Source organism: Psychrobacter sp. SZ93C1 (assembly GCF_015864635.1).
In the GTDB taxonomy this organism is placed as follows: domain Bacteria; phylum Pseudomonadota; class Gammaproteobacteria; order Pseudomonadales; family Moraxellaceae; genus Psychrobacter; species Psychrobacter fozii.
In genome coordinates this window covers 327,146-344,017 of sequence record NZ_JADYWY010000001.1, presented here as the reverse complement: position 1 = coordinate 344,017, position 16,872 = coordinate 327,146, and the positions used below count along the sequence as shown (strand labels likewise).

Here is a 16,872-nt window from a genome sequence, read left to right as displayed (position 1 = left end):
AAATACAAATACTTCCAATTGATGACATGCCCTGATAAAGTCGATCGACTAAGGTATTACCTCAGAAAATCTCAAATATATGATAAAGGATTATCACAATGACAGACTTCCATACTGGTCTTGGCAAAAATGCAGCCAACCATCAACCGCTTACCCCCATTGATTTTATCATTCGCAGTGCGCAGGTTTACCCTGACAAGACTGCCATCATTTATGACGACCTAAAATATAATAACTTCACCCAAACGTGGCAACAAACCTATAATCGTTGCAGGCAGTTAGCCGATGGGCTACGCAAACTGGGCATTGATAAAAACGATACCGTGGCAGTGATGATGCCGAACACGCCAGCGATGATTGAATGTGCCTTTGGTGTGCCGATGTCAGGTGGTGTACTCTGTACATTGAATACCCGACTCGATATCAACGCCCTCACCTTTTGTCTACAACATTCAGAAGCCAAAGTTCTGGTTTTGGACAGTGAGTTTGCTGAATATGCCGAGATTATCGATGAAACCTTTCCCAACCTAATTGTTATTCATGCAACAGATGCGGCTCTCAAAGTCGATAGATTTGGACAAATGAGCTATGAGGAATTGGTTGCCAGTTCAGACAGTTTGGATAACTGGGAAAAACCATCAGACGAATGGGATGCGATTGCACTGAATTATACCTCTGGCACCACAGGCAAACCCAAAGGTGTGGTCTACCACCATCGCGGTGCCACGCTCAATGCTGTGTCCAATATCCTAGATTGGGACCTACCGAAGCATCCTATGTATCTCTGGACGCTGCCGTTATTTCACTGTAACGGTTGGTGCTTTCCATGGACCATCGCTGAGCGTGCCGGTATCAACGTCTGCTTACGTAATATTGATGCGGATTTGATTTTACAACTAATTGCTAAGTACAAAGTCAGCCATTATTGCTCAGCGCCTGTGGTACACAATATGATTGCAGGTGGTAAGTCTGAATATAAAGAGGCGATTACCCACGAAGTAAATGGTTGGGTCGCTGGTGCGCCACCATCTGAAACCATGCTAGCCGCAATGGAAGCCATGGGGTTCCACATCTCCCACGTTTATGGCCTAACTGAAGTGTATGGACCGGTGACGGTCTGTGCCGAGCAAGCAGAGTGGGATGAGCTGGATGTCACTGTACGTGCGCAAAAGAAATCACGACAAGGTGTGACTTCACACTTGATGACTGGGTTTGAGGTGTTTAAGCAAGGTACAACTGAACCTGTCGCGGCCAATGGTGAAGAAATGGGCGAGTTGGCACTACGCGGTAATATGGTGATGAAAGGCTATCTCAAAAGTCGTAAAGCTACCGAAACGGCCTTTGCTGATGGCTGGTTTCGCACGGGTGATTTAGGCGTCAAATACGCTGATGGTTATATCAAAATCATGGACAGGCTTAAAGATATCATCATCTCAGGTGGTGAAAACATCTCTAGTATTGAGGTCGAAAACATCCTATATAAAATGCCTGAGATTCAAAGCTGCGCCGTGGTCGCTGCACCACATGAAAAATGGGGCGAAGTGCCCGTTGCTTTTATCGAGATTCATGCTGATAGCACCTTGCAGCGCGATACCGTGATGGCGCATTGCAAGCAGCATTTAGCGGGTTTTAAAGTACCCAAATATATTATCTTTGCTGAAATACCAAAGACCAGTACGGGCAAAGTTCAGAAATTTGAACTGCGACAAGCGGCCAAATCATTGGCGCACGAAACCCCGAAAGTCACGGTCAGTGCGAAATAGGCTTTTAAAAGTGTAAAATACTTTTATAACGTGAAACGTCTTTTATAGAAATATAGAAAGGGTTAGCTTGATCATATTAGGCTGACCCTTTTTTGTGAGCGCTCTAACCAAGTTTTGGCTCCACCCATTGATAAACCAACATGCCAACTATCATGGCAGGAATAAATACATACGCTTGCCATTGTCCTGTTCCGAGCAGTACGATTCCTGGCCCTGGACAAATACCCACCAAACCCCAACCGATACCAAACAGCATCGCGCCGATAAGGAGTTTTTTATTAATAACGGTTTTGCTTGGCATTTCTATCAATGTGCCAATCCAGCTCGTCTGCTGACGCTTGGCCAATTGCACACCAACGATTGCCACGATTAATCCACCACCCATGACCAATGCGAGGGAAATATCCCATGCACCAAAGACATCCAAAAACCCTTGCACCTTCACAGGATCGGTCATACCTGACACCAGCAGTCCAAAGCCAAATAGTAGCCCTGCTAACAATCCAATTATATTTTTTAGCATGTTTTTTCTCACACCTAATATGTTAATTCAAGCTGCTATAAACAGTACTCAACGCCGTCTTAGCGCGATTTTTTTAAATCAAACCTAAAACATGCCGACCAAAATACACCGTCACAATACCAAAGAGCATAAAGGTCACCGTCGCTGCCATCGAGCGTGGAGACAAGCGTGCATTGCCACAGATACCGTGCCCACTGGTACAACCTGATCCCAAACGCGTCCCAAAGCCAACTAACAATCCCGCACCAATCAACAATGGCAAAGAAGTACTAATATCTATATCAGGTAACGGTCTTCCCAGACTGTATAGTACTGGTGAGATGACAAGCCCCACGATGAACAGTATCTGCCACATCTCAACACGCTTGGGCTTTAGCAGGCTTGAAAAGATGCCGCTAATACCCGCAATACGCCCAATACCCAGTAGCAGTATAACGGTCGCCACACCTAGCATTAGGCCGCCTACTAAGGAGATTGGTGTAAAGGCCTGCCAGTCTATTTGTATACTCATAACGGACTACCCAATTAAATTTATTAAATACGTGCCTAAATATTAATTTATAAAAATACATTATATTATAAAATATAATAAAAGGGTAAAAAAATACTGACCCTATATTAAACAGGCTCAGTATTCTTTTAGCTAAGGCGTGTGCTAAATACTATTTAGCCAATACTTTATCAAGTGCTGACTCAAAACGTGTGACTGCGCCATCAACATCAGTCAATTTATCTAGACCAAATAGACCCAAACGGAAGGTCTTAAAGTTATCAGGTTCACCTACTTTGAGCGGTACACCGGAAGCGATTTGCATACCCGCTTCTGCAAAAGCACTGCCTTTATGCATATCATCACGATCGGTATAAGCCACGACAACACCTGGCGCTTCAAAGCCTTTGGCTGCCACGCTCTCGATACCTTTATCAGCAAATACCTGACGGATACGGTTGCCCAACTCCCACTGCGCATCACACAATGTATCGAAGCCGATTTTTTTAGCCTCTAAAATGGTATCGCGGAACTGGCGTAAGCTGTCGGTTGGCATAGTTGCATGATAGGCGTGACCGCCATTCTCATAGGCACGCATGATGTTTAACCACTGCTTTAAATCCAAACTAAAGCTATCAGATTCTGTACTGTCTACTTTTTGGATAGCAGCATCGCTGAGCATGACCAGACCAGCACATGGCGTACTACTCCAACCCTTTTGCGGAGCACTGATAAGGACGTCAATCCCCAAATCTTTCATGTCTAACCAAACACAACCTGATGCGATACAGTCAATGACCAATAAACCACCAATGCTATGCACGGCAGCGCTCAAAGCTTTAATGTAGTCCGCTGACAGAATAATCCCTGATGAGGTTTCGACATGCGGAGCAAATACCACTGCTGGTTTTTCTGCTTTAATTTTTGCAACTGCCTCATCGATATCGACAGGTGAAAATGGCTTTGGAGAATCCCCCTCTTCACGATGAGCAGTCAAGACCGTAGTCGATTTGGCAATTTTGCCTTTTTCTAGTATTTGCGACCAACGATAGCTAAACCAACCATTACGAATAATGAGGCAATCTTCATCGTTTGCCAATTGACGCGCAACCGCTTCCATACCATAGGTACCAGCACCCGGTACAATCACGACTGCATCAGCGTTATAGACTGATTTTAGGTCGCTAGACAGGTCATTCATCACTTGTTGAAAGACTTTTGACATGTGATTGAGGGCGCGGTCAGTATAGACCACTGAGTATTCTAATAAGCCGTTTGGATCAATATCTTGACGTAATGCAGTCATAGGGCGCTCCTAGTTTATTGTTAGATGATTTAATAATTTTTAGGCAGTGGCTACAGCAAGCTCCAGACACTAAAATTCCGATACTAGAATCCCGATACTAGAGTCTAAGTGCAAAAATCTAAATGCCAACCTAGCCAAATACTATTTATAGTGAAATAGCACTATTGCTAGAGACTATAGTTGTTTCAATTTAAAAGTAGTACAAGGCAACCGAGTGTAGATGTATGTTTAATACTTCAAGTGAGGTTAAAGCAGTAATACTTTTATAGTGGAATGACTATACTATAGCTAATATTCATTTGGATACTAATATCGAGTAATAATCGAGAGTACGACGCAGGGTTGACGATATAGCGCTTTATCCTAGTGCTATTGCCGTTGATGATTGTGTCTTGCATGCATTGATTTTATTAACTTGAGACAAAATCGTACAAAACATATGCACCGATATAAATGCTACGCAGTGGTAGATTCATTACAGTGGTCGCGGATGATGGATGACATGAATAGATACTGAGCCAGCATAAGTGCGCTAAGGCGTTTATCGAATAATGGCCAGCGTATCTCGACAGATTATCATCGCTTAATATGCTTATCACAGCTCGATATTAGCACTGATAATGCAGGTTGACAACGATATGTTCGCGCAATGCATGCACTGGCGAATCTATGATTTTTTGATAAAGAAATAGCAACTATCGACGGCCGCGATGTGACTCGTTCAAGCCTGCTACCACAAAGTCTAATAGTTCGCTGTCACCTTCACGGGCAGCCTTACGCATCAGCTTCGATGGTGCATGTGTGAGTTTCTGGGTCAGACGGCGTGACAGCTCGGTGAGGATATCTTCAGGGCTAGCATCACTCTGCTGTAACTGAGCGATAGAATCATGCAGGAGTTTGTCTACTTGATCCTGAGTACGCGCACGATACTGCTCAATGTCTTTACCGACTTGGCGCACTTGAAAACGACGATCCATCTCAACGACAAGTTGGCTGACCAGTAGCTCCGCATCTACGGCTGCTTGTCTGCGCTGCTCGATGTTACCAGCAATCACGTGCTGCAGATCGTCGACAGAATACAGATAGATATCATCTATACGGCTAATGGTGGAGTCAATATCGCGCGGCACTGCTAAGTCAATCATCAACATTGGCTGATAGCGGCGACGCTTGAGCGCCTGCAACGTCATGGTTTTATCAATCAATAAATCCATACTGCCGCTACAGCTACTGACAATATCAGCCTCTGCCAACACTTGCGGTAGCTCTTGCAGTGTTCTGACTTCCACACGGCGATTAGGATTGCGCAGCTCCGCCGCTAACGCTTCCGCTCGTTCGGGGTTGCGATTGCAAATGATAACCCGCCCGACCCCAAGCCCCGCAATGTGTGTCGCGACCAGACGATTCATCTCGCCTGCTGCCACAACCAATAGAGTGCGACTGGGCAAATCGTCAAATATTTGCGTAACGAGTTTGGCCGCTGCAAAGCTGAGCGATACCGCTTGTGCACCTACTTTGGTCTCATTGCGCACACGCTTGGCAGCCGCAAACACTTGATCGACGACCCAGCCTAGCTGATTACTCAATACTTTTTGCTCTTGTGCGAGATGTACCGAGCGCTTGATTTGACCGAGTATCTGCGGCTCACCTAATATCATAGAGTCTAGCCCTGCGGCGACCCTGAGCCAATGGGTCAGAGCATGCGTATCACGATGCACATAAAGATACGAGTCAATTTCAGAGAGTGACAGTTGCTTGAAAGTAGCCAGCCAGCTTTTAATTTTGATAATATGAGCACTGATGGTGGCAGATGAGAGCTTGCTACTACTGATAAAAGCATTGCTAGCCACTTCCTGACCAGTAGACTCAGCCGTTTGGGATTCTGATAATTGTGAATCTAACGACGGTAAGATCGGATTTTGCGATGCTGTTTGTGGTACTACAGTTTGCGACGCTAAGGTTTGTGGTACAAGGGCGTAAATCTCAGTCCGGTTACAGGTAGAGACAATCACACTACCATCTGTGAATGCTTCTAACTGTTTGAGCGCGACATTCACATCGTCACCTACTAGCGCCAAGCGCTCTCGTAGAGCGACTGGTGCAGTTTTGTGATTGACCCCAATGACCACTAATCTCATTATTGATAGACCATAAAAATGATGCTCATCTGCCAACCGCTCTATCTTATTATTTTTAAAAGACAGTTTTAGACGACAGCGTTAAAAGAAATAATCTGAAAACCGCTTATTATATCATTATTGCCAGCTTTAATTAACACTCACCTACCGATGATAACTATTTGCTTGTATCTGGGCGCGTATGTCACAAATCAACTACTCATACGATTGGTAAAGCCAATGTTTGAATTTGAGCAAATGTTTAAAAAATGCTTACAAACTATTCGCTTACTTTGCATTAACTTGTTATATTTTCATAATATTCTGACCAATATTGATCACGAATTATCGGCATAAATAGTCAGAGAACCACGCCTTTCCCCAACAGCTATTGTTAGAATAGTTAATGCCACTGTCCGAGTAACACGGTCACTATTGTTTATACCAGCTATCTACTCTTATAATGTTGGTTATGGGTACTCGTTACCAACATTTAGTTTAAAATAATTAAAAAATAGCTTACTTATCGATATAGATAAATAACGGGCAAATACGGTTATCTATGATTTTTTTCGGGTCATTACTTCGATCAAAACTTGCGCATGACGCCCAATCTAACCTTCATGCTTTATGGCATGACATTATTGAACGTCTATGGCAACACTATAAGCTAACATTATCGTTGGCCGTCTGTCTGTGCCTAGGATCTTCTTCTGTATACGCAAACCCTTCCAACATCTTATTACAGACCACTGGACCCAGCGTATCAGCAGCTATCGTAGACGACAATGCATACAGCAACAATGCATCGAATAACAATGCGACGAGTCATACGACAACAACTATTCAGACAAGCATACAGCCCACAGGCAAGGTTGCCAATATTAATGGCTTAGCCCCAGCAAGCTTATGGCAACCTGAGCTCGAAGAGCCAAGTTTATATGCGCTGCTAGACGCGGAGTTTGCAGCAGATCGCGATGACAAAAATCGCGCGATTACTATCTACAAGCAGCAATCTTTTAAAGAAGATGCAACGGCAGTGTTTGAGAGAGCGCTTAGTTTGTCTTTGCGTAATGAACGAGTCGAGGATTCGTTACAGTTTGCCAAAACATGGCAAGACCAAAACCCTGATCACGTGCCTGCCTGGTTTTATGTAGCACATTTGGCACTACGAGCACATGACTACTTACTAGCTGGCGAGACATTGAACCGTATCTTGCGTTACGACCCTCGCGCAGACCTAAGCGAAATTCTTATCGGTATCTATCCAAACGATGATGAAGATAAGCGAGAATTACTTGCCGCGCTACAACCGCTAGATAGCGAGCAAAATGCTTCACTATCCGTATTAAAAGCAGGCTTGCTTTACCAGTTTAATGAGCCTGAAAATGCCATTATCCATATCAACCGCGCTTTAGAACGCCAACCAGACTATGTGCCCTTTATTACCTTAAAGGCCGACATATTGCGCAAAATCGTTACTGCTGAGACAGTGATCAATTATGTCAGCCAAGCACGGCTGCGTAATCCAGACAGTAAGAACCTGTACTTGTATGAAATCCGCTATTTGTTGGATTTAAAGCAAAGCCAAAAAGCATGGGAGTTATTACTAAAAGCACATAAGCATTTCAATGATGATGCTGAGATTACTTTATTAGCAGCATTAGTAAGCTTGGATATCGAAAAATATGATAATGCCGATCAGTTACTCAATATGCTGGCAAAGACACCCGCTTATCTTAATCAGGCTTATTACTACCTTGGTATCAGTGCTGAGCGCCAGCAGAAATTTGAACAAGCCAAATACTATCTCAATGGCGTTATGCAAGAAGACTTGGTGCTAGAAGCTCGTAGAAAAGTTGTCGCATTTGAATTACTCAGTAACAATACCAAGGCGGCAATGTCAGTCTTAGAAAAGCTGCGTAAAGACTTTGAAGTATTTGCACCTGACACGTTTGTGATGCAAGCCGATATCTTATGGCAGCAAAACAAACCTGACGAAGCCCTGAGCTTGCTAACTAAAGCATCGCGTAATTATCCCGATAATGAAATGCTCTTGTTTGCACGCGCCCAGCTCCTCGATGATAAAGAAGACTATATCGTAAAACGGCCACTGCTCAATCATTTACAGGCTTTAGATCCTAGCAATCTCTCTTATAAGCTCAGTTATGCACAGCTATTGCTAGCAAACGAACGCAGCTCCGAACAAGGTCTCGCGCTTGCGTCAGCGATCATTAAAATTCACTATGATGACCCACGTTATGATAATGAGCTACATCTACAAGCACTCAATATCCTAGCAAGCAATGCACTGGCTAATAAAAACTACCAGCAAGTTATCGACTACCTACAGACACCTTATGACGTATTGCCTACGCTACGTTCAGGTGCTTTACTGTTACGTGCGTATCAAGGCCTAGGCAACAATGCAAGAGTCGAGACGCTACTCATAGACTTGCAGAAACGCTTTTCATTCGGACAGCATAATATTAATGACCGCATACAACTGTATTAAATGCATGGTCAATAATCCATTTTGATGTAGGCAAAGCAGTTCAACGATTGCAGAGCACTTAATTACAAGGCACTTAATTACAAGGCACTTAATTACAAGGCACTTATAAGAAGCTAACAGCCACGCATAACCGAGTAACAAATAACATTTAAGCTAATATCTTTGTAAATTTGTTCATTATTGGGGAAACATCATGTCAGTAATTACTACTTCTTATAAGCTTAATAAAGTCACTCTATTCACAGCTATGGCGGCAGCGCTCGTGATAACGTCTGGTTGCCAGTCATTAAAAACAGCGAGTGCGACTACCAACCAACCTACTACGACTATACAAGAGCAACCACAAAAGCTTGAGACCTTTAATATTACTGGCAAAATTGGTGTAACGATGCCTGCTAACGACACCACAGGTGCTCAAGGTGGTAGTGCCTTTTATGCGTGGGGACAACAAGACGACCGCTTTGCTATCGAGCTGATTGGCGCGCTAGGTATCGGTAAAACCAATATCGAATATGATGGTCAAACCGCCACGCTAGTCAGTGAAAAAACAGGGTCATTGACAGCCAATGATCCTGAGACTCTATTGAAAAAAGCAACCGGCTGGCAGGCTCCTATCTCACAAATGCCTTATTGGATATCTGGTCGTCCAGCACCTTCAGACAGTGCGCCAGAAATGGATGCCCAAAAGCGCTTAATCAGCTCAGTTAACGGTGAGTGGACGGCTAGCTTCACCTATAAGGGCAATGATAAGCTACCAAGTAAAATCAGTGCTGTGCAGCCTCAAGGCAACAAGGTTGTAATGACGATTAATCACTAAATTATCAATCGCTAATCACTCACTAATGAGAGCAGTTACTCATCAAACCACCCGTGCTTATTAAGATAGCCGTTTATGGCTGAAAACTTTATGACTGTACATTATGATTAAAAATATAGCCGCATCGTCTGCCTCTACTATCACCCGCTTATCACCTGCAAAGATTAATTTGTTTTTGCATATTACTGGTAAGCGTACTGATGGCTATCATAATTTACAAACAGTCTTTCGTCTGCTCGATTGTGGTGATTATTTACATTTTTCAGTAGACAGTGATGTAGTCATTGATACTAGCGATAACGCGTTAGACGCTACAAAGCTGTGCCATCAACTACTGACACTAACTGGCGCAGAAGCGATAACGACCAGCATAGAAGATAATCTCATTTTTAAAGCAGCACACGCATTATTAACGGCTTCCGTACAATCTGACAAGCTACCTAAGCAGTTAACATCAGTGAATGTCACTTTAGATAAGCACTTACCGATGGGCGCAGGATTGGGTGGTGGCTCTTCTAATGCAGCTACTACTTTATTGGCATTAAATGAGATTTGGCAGCTTGGCTTTACTTGTAACGAGCTTATAAAAATCGGTGCAAAAGTGGGCGCTGATGTGCCCATATTTATCTTTGGGCAAGATGCGATTGCGATGGGTATTGGTGAGGAACTGACCGCCATTGATTTACCAGAACAGCAATATTTGATTTTGATGCCTGACGCTCATGTGAATACTGCAAAGCTGTTCGCGCATCCAAAACTAAAGCGAGACATCACGCCCTTATCGACTGAAACCATCAAAAACCAGTCCAATGATTATTTGCAGACTCTTATTGCGCCCTATCACAATGTTTTTACGCCAGTGGTGACGAGCCTCGCACCTGCTGTTAAAGAGGCTTTACGTTACTTACAAGGGTTAGAGCAGCAAGCGATAGGTACAGCACGAATGACTGGCTCTGGTAGCGCAGTGTTTTTGCCATTGGATGCAAGCATGACTACTGACAAAGTACTTTTAGCAAAGTGGGTTGCGGAAGCACCTTGTACGGGGTATTTGGTAAATAGTCTGGCATAGCCTTTGCGGTGTTAGATATTTTATTTTTGGTACAACAGTAATGAAAATTGCAGGTATCGTAGGATGCCAAAACGATGCTGTTTTTCATGACTTGCGAATAAATGCCATAAAAATCCGCAAATGACTTGCAAAATCTGAAAATTTACTTATAATAGGTCGCCTCAATAGGGGTATAGCCAAGTTGGTAAGGCATCAGGTTTTGATCCTGACATCCGTTGGTTCGAGTCCAGCTACCCCTGCCATTTTTAAGTTCGAAGTGTTTGATATGTATACATTATAAGCGGTTTATAGACAGCCACTTATCGTATTACCATTGACAACGCCATCCCAGTTTCGGTATAGTTCGCAATGAACGCCGCTAGGGAAAAGTTAGATATCAAACGGTTTATCCGTTTTGTAAATAACTGAAAGGTCGTAACGCCATTCTAAAAGTAACAATTACTAAAAGTTACTGCTAGAAATCGGACGTACACAGCCTAGACATTACAGGGGTATAGCCAAGTTGGTAAGGCATCAGGTTTTGATCCTGACATCCGTTGGTTCGAGTCCAGCTACCCCTACCATTTTTTACTGTAATAGTAGTCATCAAAACTTTTCACCACTCTTTTCTGAATTTGAGCAGTTTGACACTGCTTAGCGGTCTCTGCTTGAGTCAATCAATAGGACTTCTGTCATGCCTTATTTGGCGATTTTTACGGGCAATGCCCACCCAGAATTAGCAAAAACCGTAGCCGATCATCTTCACATACCTCTTGGTAAAGCTGACATCACGCGTTTTTCTGATGGCGAAATTGCCGTGGAAATCAAAGAGCACGTGCGCGGTAAAGACGTGTTTATCATGCAGCCTACTTGTGCACCGACCAATGACAACTTGATGGAAATCATGATGATGGCTGACGCCTTGCGTCGCTCTAGTGCTGGTCGCATCACGGCTGTCATGCCTTATTTCGGTTATGCGCGTCAAGATCGTCGTCCACGCTCAGCTCGTGTACCTATCTCTGCTAAAGTCGTCGCTGATATGCTAAACATCGTCAGTATTGACCGCGTAATGACGGTTGATTTGCACTCAGATCAAATTCAAGGTTTCTTCGATATTCCTGTAGACAACATCTACGGCACGCCTGTGCTATTGAATGACCTACAAAAACAAGATTATGACAACATCATGGTTGTCTCACCTGATGTCGGTGGTGTTGTTCGTGCACGTGCAATGGCCAAGCAGTTGGGTGATACCGACATGGCAATTATCGATAAGCGCCGTGCTCGTGCCAATGAATCACAAGTTATGCACATCATCGGCGACGTTCGTGACCGTGATTGCGTGATCGTTGATGATATGGTTGATACTGCAGGTACACTATGCAAAGCCGCTGAAGCATTGAAAGCGAATGGTGCGCGTCGCGTTTTAGCTTACATCACTCACCCTGTTCTATCTGGTAATGCATTGAAAAACATCAGTGAATCTGCGTTAGATGAGCTGGTTGTGACTGATACGATTCCACTGTCTGATGCAGCAAAAGCTTGTAGCAAAATTCGTCAAGTAAGCATCGCGCCGATGCTGGCTGAAAGCCTACGTCGTATTAATAATGAAGAATCTATTAGCGCAATGTTTGATGGCTAACATTTAAGCAGTAGTGCTCATCATAAAAATAGCGTCAAGTTTCATTACTTGGCGCTATTTTTTGCTTAATAATTTTACACAGCCCTTTTTCGTAGGTCTTTATTATTACTACAAAATCACGTATAATGCGCGCCTGTGCCGCCCGTTTGTTTTATTCAATCAGGTTGGCATTATCGAAAGTGCTGATCATGCTGTGAAGTAACGACGACCATGATAATAACTATCATAAAAATCGTTACGACAAGCAAATGGCTAAGCGTAGAGTTTTTGGTAGTAACTATCACTAATAATACTTAGCTATCATCACGTATTAGTGGATTGGTCGCAAATCCACTTTTTTATGACCAGACACTTCATCATTCTTTTTATAGGATTATATCCATGAGCATTAACCATTTTGAGCTAAACGCAGTTGATCGTTCTGCTGAACAACAAGGTAAAGGTGCGAGCCGCCGCCTACGTAAGCAGAATCTAGTTCCTGCTATTATCTATGGTGGCAACGAAGAGCCTACCTCTATCTCTATCAAAATCAACGAGTTGGTAAAATCGCTTGAATTTGAAGCGTTCTTCTCACACATCTTGACCATCAATGTTGACGGCGTAGAGCATCAAGCAGTTATCAAAGACTTGCAACGCCATCCAGCTAAAGGCTTCCCAATGCATGCTGATTTCCAGCGCGTTGTGAAAGGTCAAAAAATCACTATGAACGTTCCTGTTCATTTTGCTGGTAAAGAAGAAGCGCCAGGCACAGCAAAAGCTGGTGTTCTGTCAACGCTAGTATCTGATATCGAAATCTCTTGCATTCCATCACTACTACCTGAGTATCTAGAAATAGACGTATCTGGTATGGAAATCGGTGATTTGCTTCGTTTATCAGACATCAAACTTCCTGAAGGCGTTGTTATCAACGAGCTTGAGCTAGAAGACGGTCATGACCGTACTATCGCTAACATGCTACCACCGACAGTTGAAGAAGTTGATGCAGATGCTGAAGAAGTTGACGCAGCTGAAGTACCTGCTACTGAACAGTCTGAAGACAAGAAAGACGGCGAGTAATAACCAAACTCTATATAGCGACCTATTGTTTGTTATATAGTTACTGGTGCGCTTAGTCAAAAAAACAGCAGGTGATGAATATCTCCTGCTGTTTTTGTAAGTACAGTTTGGGTATAAAAATAATATCGGTAATTCGATACGTCTATAATTCAATACTTTGATACCCAAACCTTACCACTCATTTATTAAACTCAAGCAGGACGTTTTTATGGCCATAAAGCTTATTGTCGGTCTTGGTAATCCTGGTCAGCAGTATATGTTTACGCGTCATAATGCAGGATTTTGGTTCGTCCATCATTTGGCACAGCAGTTCAATATTGACCTGAGCCATGACAAAAAATTCCATGGTGTCACAGGACGCGGGCAAATTCATGGGCATGATGTGCGCTTATTGATGCCACTCACCTTTATGAATAAGTCAGGTGAGTCGGTTGTGCCGATGGTGAATTTTTATGGCATTGATAATGATCAGTTGCTCATTGCTCACGACGAGCTCGATATTCCTGCTGGCAGCATTAAATTAAAAACAGGTGGTGGCCACGGTGGTCACAATGGCTTGCGTGATATTACGCCGCATATTGGTAGCGATTTTCATCGATTGCGTGTGGGTATTGGTCATCCTGGTCATAAGTCTAAAGTTAGTGGACATGTCCTTTCAAAAGCCTCTCCTGATGAGCAAATTGGCATCGATAGCGCCTTAACTGCTGCTTTTGAAGCATTGCCATTACTGCTAGATGGCGATATTGAACGCGCGCGTTCTCAGATAAACGGTTTCAAACTACCCGAATAACACGGTATGATACCGCCTATTCTGGCAGACGTATTTTAATTCCAATTCTGCCCAGTTAATCAACAACTTACCTACAACTGTTCATTCAGCTACGGGTTTGGGTAATACTGCCTTTTTTTAGGTAGATTTGCCCCCATTAACTTATTACTTTCATCACGCTAAGGAAGCAATCCATGCTACTTAATATGCTTAAATGCAAATTGCACCGTGCCCGCGTCACACATGCAGAGCTTCATTACGAAGGCTCTTGCGGTATTGATGGCGATTTATTAGACCTTGCAGGTCTGCGCGAAAATGAATCTATCGATATCTATAACGTTACCAATGGCAAACGGTTTCGCACTTATGCGATTCGTGCTGAAGCAGGTTCAGGCATCATTTCATTGAATGGTGCTGCTGCTCATATGGCCGATTTGGGCGATATCGTGATTATTTGTGCCTATGCTCATTTTGATGAGGTTGAAGCAGAAACTTATCAGCCAAAACTGGTCTATTGTAATGAAGACAACACCGTAAAAGACACAGCTAATATTATTCCTGTACAAGTGGCTTAAGAAAATCACTAAAAAGCTTGTTACATAAAGTATGAGTAAATACCTAATCATACAGTTGCTGTAGTTGTCAAAATCCCATTAAAATACTTGTACTTATATCGAAGCTGAATCCAGATTGTGATTCAGCTTTTTTTTATGCCATTTTTATATGATGTAAGCTTATTCAAAACCCAATATCTATTTTTATCCCTAACGAAGGAGTTATCTAAATGTGGTTGGCAGTCATTGCAATTTTGATTGGTCTAGCAATTTTGGTTTGGAGCGCTGATGTTTTTATCGATGGCGCAACAGCATTGGCACAAAAGTTTCGAGTACCCAGTTTTTTAATTGGCGTACTTATTTTGGGTATTGGTACCTCAGCACCTGAGATGGTGGTATCGGTACTAGCAGCGTTAGAAGGCAGCCCTGAGTTGGCACTCGGTAACGCTTATGGCTCTAATATTATTAATATTGCGTTGGTACTGGGCGCAACCGTAATAATAAGCCCCATTATCATCCGTAAGGCCATCGTCAAGCGTGACTTGCCTATCTTACTGATGATTACGGCTGTTGCAGCATGGCAGCTGCGTGACGGCTCACTCAGCCAAGTGGATGGTATTGTGCTATTGGTACTGTTGGTATTGGTATTGGCCACTCAAATCGTATTAAGTATTCGAGAAGGCAATCATGAACATGACGACGATGTCATAACAGAAGATGATGCGAGCACAAACCATGAAGAGCCGAGCGTAATAAGAGGCTTGGGCAGTTTGTTTTTGGGCATGTTGATGTTGGTTGCCAGTTCAAGAGCCATTGTTTGGGGCGCAGTTGAGGTCGCAACATTTTGGGGACTGAGTGAGTTGATCATTGGATTGACGATTGTTGCAGTTGGCACCTCATTACCTGAGCTGGTCTCTAGCTTGTCTGCTGCTCGTAAAGGTGAACATGACATGGCGCTGGGCAATATTATTGGTTCTAATATTTTTAATACCCTTGCCGTGGTTGGCTTGGCAACCGTCATTGCCCCTATCACCGTAAACCCAGTGATTTTTTCACGTGACGTGATGGCCATGGGCCTGATTACGGTATTACTAGTGGTACTTTGTGGATTTGCTTTTGTCACCAATCGACCATTTGGACGAACCTCTGGTGCCATGTTAATGCTATTTTTTGTGGGCTATACCGGATGGCTGATTCAAACCGTCAATTTATAAAGTGTTGACGTGATTGCTCGCACATATCCATACATAATAAGTCATACGTAGCTATATATATCATGGTTATATATTAAGGTTTATTTTGTGACTGCTTGCGGTTTCTAAAACCACGCCATAACCCTTCGTGTGCTACTTTTGGCATTTTTAGGGTTATGGTATTGGATAACATATCTTGCACTGCTAAGCCGCGACGATTAAACAAACAAAAGGCGTAATTAAAAACCCAACCTAATAAGGCGCTGGTTAATAATAACGCACGTGACCCACCGATTAAGCTACCGATAATACCAAACAGTAATGGCATCAAACATGCCGCCAAAATACGCTTAAATGACTGTCCCCATGTCAGTAAATGACCTGAGTTATTCACGGTTTTTAATCGCCAAGTTTGCATACCCAGTGTCTGTCCACCACGACGCCAAAACAACCCATAGAACGCCACTAACGTTAATACAAAAGACGGCGTCATGATGACGTTCTGATACCAAGTTGGCAACGACTGTGCTTGAGAAGAGTCTGTACCTGTATTCATGGTCAGCAATGTGCCAATCACAGTCAGCATCGTTCCCACTAGGAACAACAATGCCAAAATCAACATGCCATCATAGAGTACCGCCACGACACGTGTAGTGGGCTTAGCGATCGTTGGCTCTTCATCAGGTATTTGCTGCATAGGAGCATTACGTTGAGGCTTTGATTTTGCGGTTGCTTTGGATGTGCGTTTAGATAAACTTTTTGACATGGTAAAAGCTCATAGCAAGCAGTGAATAATGGCTCCATTGTACCGTAATTCACGGTTGTATCGTACATTATCCTCAGATGCTATCTGCTCATACATTTGCTCACGGCAGGAAGTATAAAGACAAAAGTAACAGACATAAAAAAACCGCCAAATTGTCATAAGACAGGCGATTATTTTAGGTACTTCTTAAGCTTACATAATAAGCTAGTATGCAAATGGTGCGCCTGGAGAGATTCGAACTCCCGACCCCTTAGTTCGTAGCCAAGTGCTCTATCCAACTGAGCTACAGGCGCGTATTTTGCACATCATCCAC

The 16,872-nt window shown here is 43.2% G+C and carries 14 protein-coding genes and 3 tRNA genes; 11 read left to right on the top strand and 6 right to left on the bottom strand.

Annotated elements, in window-relative coordinates; genetic code table 11:
- Window positions 1-98: 98 nt before the first annotated feature.
- On the top strand, window positions 99-1,763 hold the full coding sequence (locus tag I6E83_RS01510; protein WP_197099693.1) for an AMP-binding protein: 1,665 nt from the start codon (window positions 99-101) through the stop codon (window positions 1,761-1,763).
- Window positions 1,764-1,866: 103 nt separating this feature from the next.
- Here I6E83_RS01510 and I6E83_RS01505 read toward each other — a convergent pair whose 3' ends face one another.
- The 4 genes from I6E83_RS01505 to hemA all read right to left on the bottom strand — a co-directional run bounded on the left by I6E83_RS01505 (window position 1,867) and on the right by hemA (window position 6,220).
- Window positions 1,867-2,286 carry a DUF6691 family protein gene (locus I6E83_RS01505; RefSeq protein ID WP_197099692.1) on the bottom strand — a complete coding sequence of 140 codons (420 nt, stop codon included), beginning with the start codon at window positions 2,284-2,286 and terminating at the stop codon, window positions 1,867-1,869.
- A 73-nt stretch (window positions 2,287-2,359) separates the two neighbouring features.
- A complete protein-coding gene (locus I6E83_RS01500; protein WP_197099691.1) occupies window positions 2,360-2,797 on the bottom strand; it encodes a YeeE/YedE family protein in 438 nt (145 codons plus the stop codon).
- Between the two features lie 151 nt (window positions 2,798-2,948).
- Window positions 2,949-4,082: an aminotransferase class V-fold PLP-dependent enzyme gene (locus tag I6E83_RS01495; RefSeq protein WP_197099690.1), complete on the bottom strand. Its 1,134-nt coding sequence runs from the start codon at window positions 4,080-4,082 to the stop codon at window positions 2,949-2,951.
- Between the two features lie 695 nt (window positions 4,083-4,777).
- A complete protein-coding gene (hemA, locus tag I6E83_RS01490) occupies window positions 4,778-6,220 on the bottom strand; it encodes a glutamyl-tRNA reductase (protein ID WP_197099689.1) in 1,443 nt (480 codons plus the stop codon).
- A 541-nt stretch (window positions 6,221-6,761) separates the two neighbouring features.
- Between hemA and I6E83_RS01485 the strand changes: the two genes are divergently transcribed.
- From I6E83_RS01485 to I6E83_RS01440, 10 genes are all read left to right on the top strand, one after another.
- Window positions 6,762-8,714 (top strand): tetratricopeptide repeat protein, encoded by a 1,953-nt coding sequence (locus I6E83_RS01485; protein ID WP_197099688.1) that lies wholly within the window; start codon window positions 6,762-6,764, stop codon window positions 8,712-8,714.
- Window positions 8,715-8,907: 193 nt separating this feature from the next.
- Complete coding sequence (gene lolB, locus I6E83_RS01480) at window positions 8,908-9,531, top strand: lipoprotein insertase outer membrane protein LolB (protein ID WP_197099687.1); 624 nt, start codon at window positions 8,908-8,910, stop codon at window positions 9,529-9,531.
- Between the two features lie 103 nt (window positions 9,532-9,634).
- Window positions 9,635-10,600 carry a 4-(cytidine 5'-diphospho)-2-C-methyl-D-erythritol kinase gene (gene ispE, locus I6E83_RS01475; RefSeq protein ID WP_197099686.1) on the top strand — a complete coding sequence of 322 codons (966 nt, stop codon included), beginning with the start codon at window positions 9,635-9,637 and terminating at the stop codon, window positions 10,598-10,600.
- A 166-nt stretch (window positions 10,601-10,766) separates the two neighbouring features.
- Window positions 10,767-10,842 (top strand) — tRNA-Gln (locus tag I6E83_RS01470).
- Window positions 10,843-11,087: 245 nt separating this feature from the next.
- Window positions 11,088-11,163, top strand: a tRNA-Gln gene (locus I6E83_RS01465).
- A 110-nt stretch (window positions 11,164-11,273) separates the two neighbouring features.
- Window positions 11,274-12,221 carry a ribose-phosphate pyrophosphokinase gene (locus I6E83_RS01460; RefSeq protein ID WP_110921948.1) on the top strand — a complete coding sequence of 316 codons (948 nt, stop codon included), beginning with the start codon at window positions 11,274-11,276 and terminating at the stop codon, window positions 12,219-12,221.
- Window positions 12,222-12,602: 381 nt separating this feature from the next.
- On the top strand, window positions 12,603-13,277 hold the full coding sequence (locus I6E83_RS01455) for a 50S ribosomal protein L25/general stress protein Ctc (protein ID WP_110921950.1): 675 nt from the start codon (window positions 12,603-12,605) through the stop codon (window positions 13,275-13,277).
- Between the two features lie 208 nt (window positions 13,278-13,485).
- Window positions 13,486-14,067: an aminoacyl-tRNA hydrolase gene (gene pth, locus I6E83_RS01450; RefSeq protein WP_197099685.1), complete on the top strand. Its 582-nt coding sequence runs from the start codon at window positions 13,486-13,488 to the stop codon at window positions 14,065-14,067.
- Between the two features lie 173 nt (window positions 14,068-14,240).
- Window positions 14,241-14,621, top strand: a complete 381-nt coding sequence (gene panD, locus I6E83_RS01445; protein WP_025651868.1) for an aspartate 1-decarboxylase — start codon at window positions 14,241-14,243, stop codon at window positions 14,619-14,621.
- Window positions 14,622-14,830: 209 nt separating this feature from the next.
- Window positions 14,831-15,814, top strand: coding sequence for a calcium/sodium antiporter (locus I6E83_RS01440; protein ID WP_197099684.1), 984 nt, complete (start codon window positions 14,831-14,833; stop codon window positions 15,812-15,814).
- 73 nt (window positions 15,815-15,887) lie between these two features.
- On the opposite strand, the gene I6E83_RS01435 is transcribed toward I6E83_RS01440, so the two are convergent.
- Together I6E83_RS01435 and I6E83_RS01430 are read right to left on the bottom strand one after the other, a co-directional pair.
- Window positions 15,888-16,559 (bottom strand): RDD family protein, encoded by a 672-nt coding sequence (locus I6E83_RS01435; RefSeq protein ID WP_197099683.1) that lies wholly within the window; start codon window positions 16,557-16,559, stop codon window positions 15,888-15,890.
- Between the two features lie 216 nt (window positions 16,560-16,775).
- Window positions 16,776-16,852 (bottom strand) — tRNA-Arg (locus I6E83_RS01430).
- Window positions 16,853-16,872: the final 20 nt, after the last annotated feature.

What these genes read in the sequence shown, in the direction of transcription:
- I6E83_RS01510 (WP_197099693.1), top strand. Translation starts at nt 99, where the DNA reads ATGACAGACTTCCATACTGGTCTTGGCAAAAATGCAGCCAACCATCAA.
- I6E83_RS01505 (WP_197099692.1), bottom strand. Translation starts at nt 2,286, where the DNA reads ATGCTAAAAAATATAATTGGATTGTTAGCAGGGCTACTATTTGGCTTT.
- I6E83_RS01500 (WP_197099691.1), bottom strand. Translation starts at nt 2,797, where the DNA reads ATGAGTATACAAATAGACTGGCAGGCCTTTACACCAATCTCCTTAGTA.
- I6E83_RS01495 (WP_197099690.1), bottom strand. Translation starts at nt 4,082, where the DNA reads ATGACTGCATTACGTCAAGATATTGATCCAAACGGCTTATTAGAATAC.
- hemA (WP_197099689.1), bottom strand. Translation starts at nt 6,220, where the DNA reads ATGAGATTAGTGGTCATTGGGGTCAATCACAAAACTGCACCAGTCGCT.
- I6E83_RS01485 (WP_197099688.1), top strand. Translation starts at nt 6,762, where the DNA reads ATGATTTTTTTCGGGTCATTACTTCGATCAAAACTTGCGCATGACGCC.
- lolB (WP_197099687.1), top strand. Translation starts at nt 8,908, where the DNA reads ATGTCAGTAATTACTACTTCTTATAAGCTTAATAAAGTCACTCTATTC.
- ispE (WP_197099686.1), top strand. Translation starts at nt 9,635, where the DNA reads ATGATTAAAAATATAGCCGCATCGTCTGCCTCTACTATCACCCGCTTA.
- I6E83_RS01460 (WP_110921948.1), top strand. Translation starts at nt 11,274, where the DNA reads ATGCCTTATTTGGCGATTTTTACGGGCAATGCCCACCCAGAATTAGCA.
- I6E83_RS01455 (WP_110921950.1), top strand. Translation starts at nt 12,603, where the DNA reads ATGAGCATTAACCATTTTGAGCTAAACGCAGTTGATCGTTCTGCTGAA.
- pth (WP_197099685.1), top strand. Translation starts at nt 13,486, where the DNA reads ATGGCCATAAAGCTTATTGTCGGTCTTGGTAATCCTGGTCAGCAGTAT.
- panD (WP_025651868.1), top strand. Translation starts at nt 14,241, where the DNA reads ATGCTACTTAATATGCTTAAATGCAAATTGCACCGTGCCCGCGTCACA.
- I6E83_RS01440 (WP_197099684.1), top strand. Translation starts at nt 14,831, where the DNA reads ATGTGGTTGGCAGTCATTGCAATTTTGATTGGTCTAGCAATTTTGGTT.
- I6E83_RS01435 (WP_197099683.1), bottom strand. Translation starts at nt 16,559, where the DNA reads ATGTCAAAAAGTTTATCTAAACGCACATCCAAAGCAACCGCAAAATCA.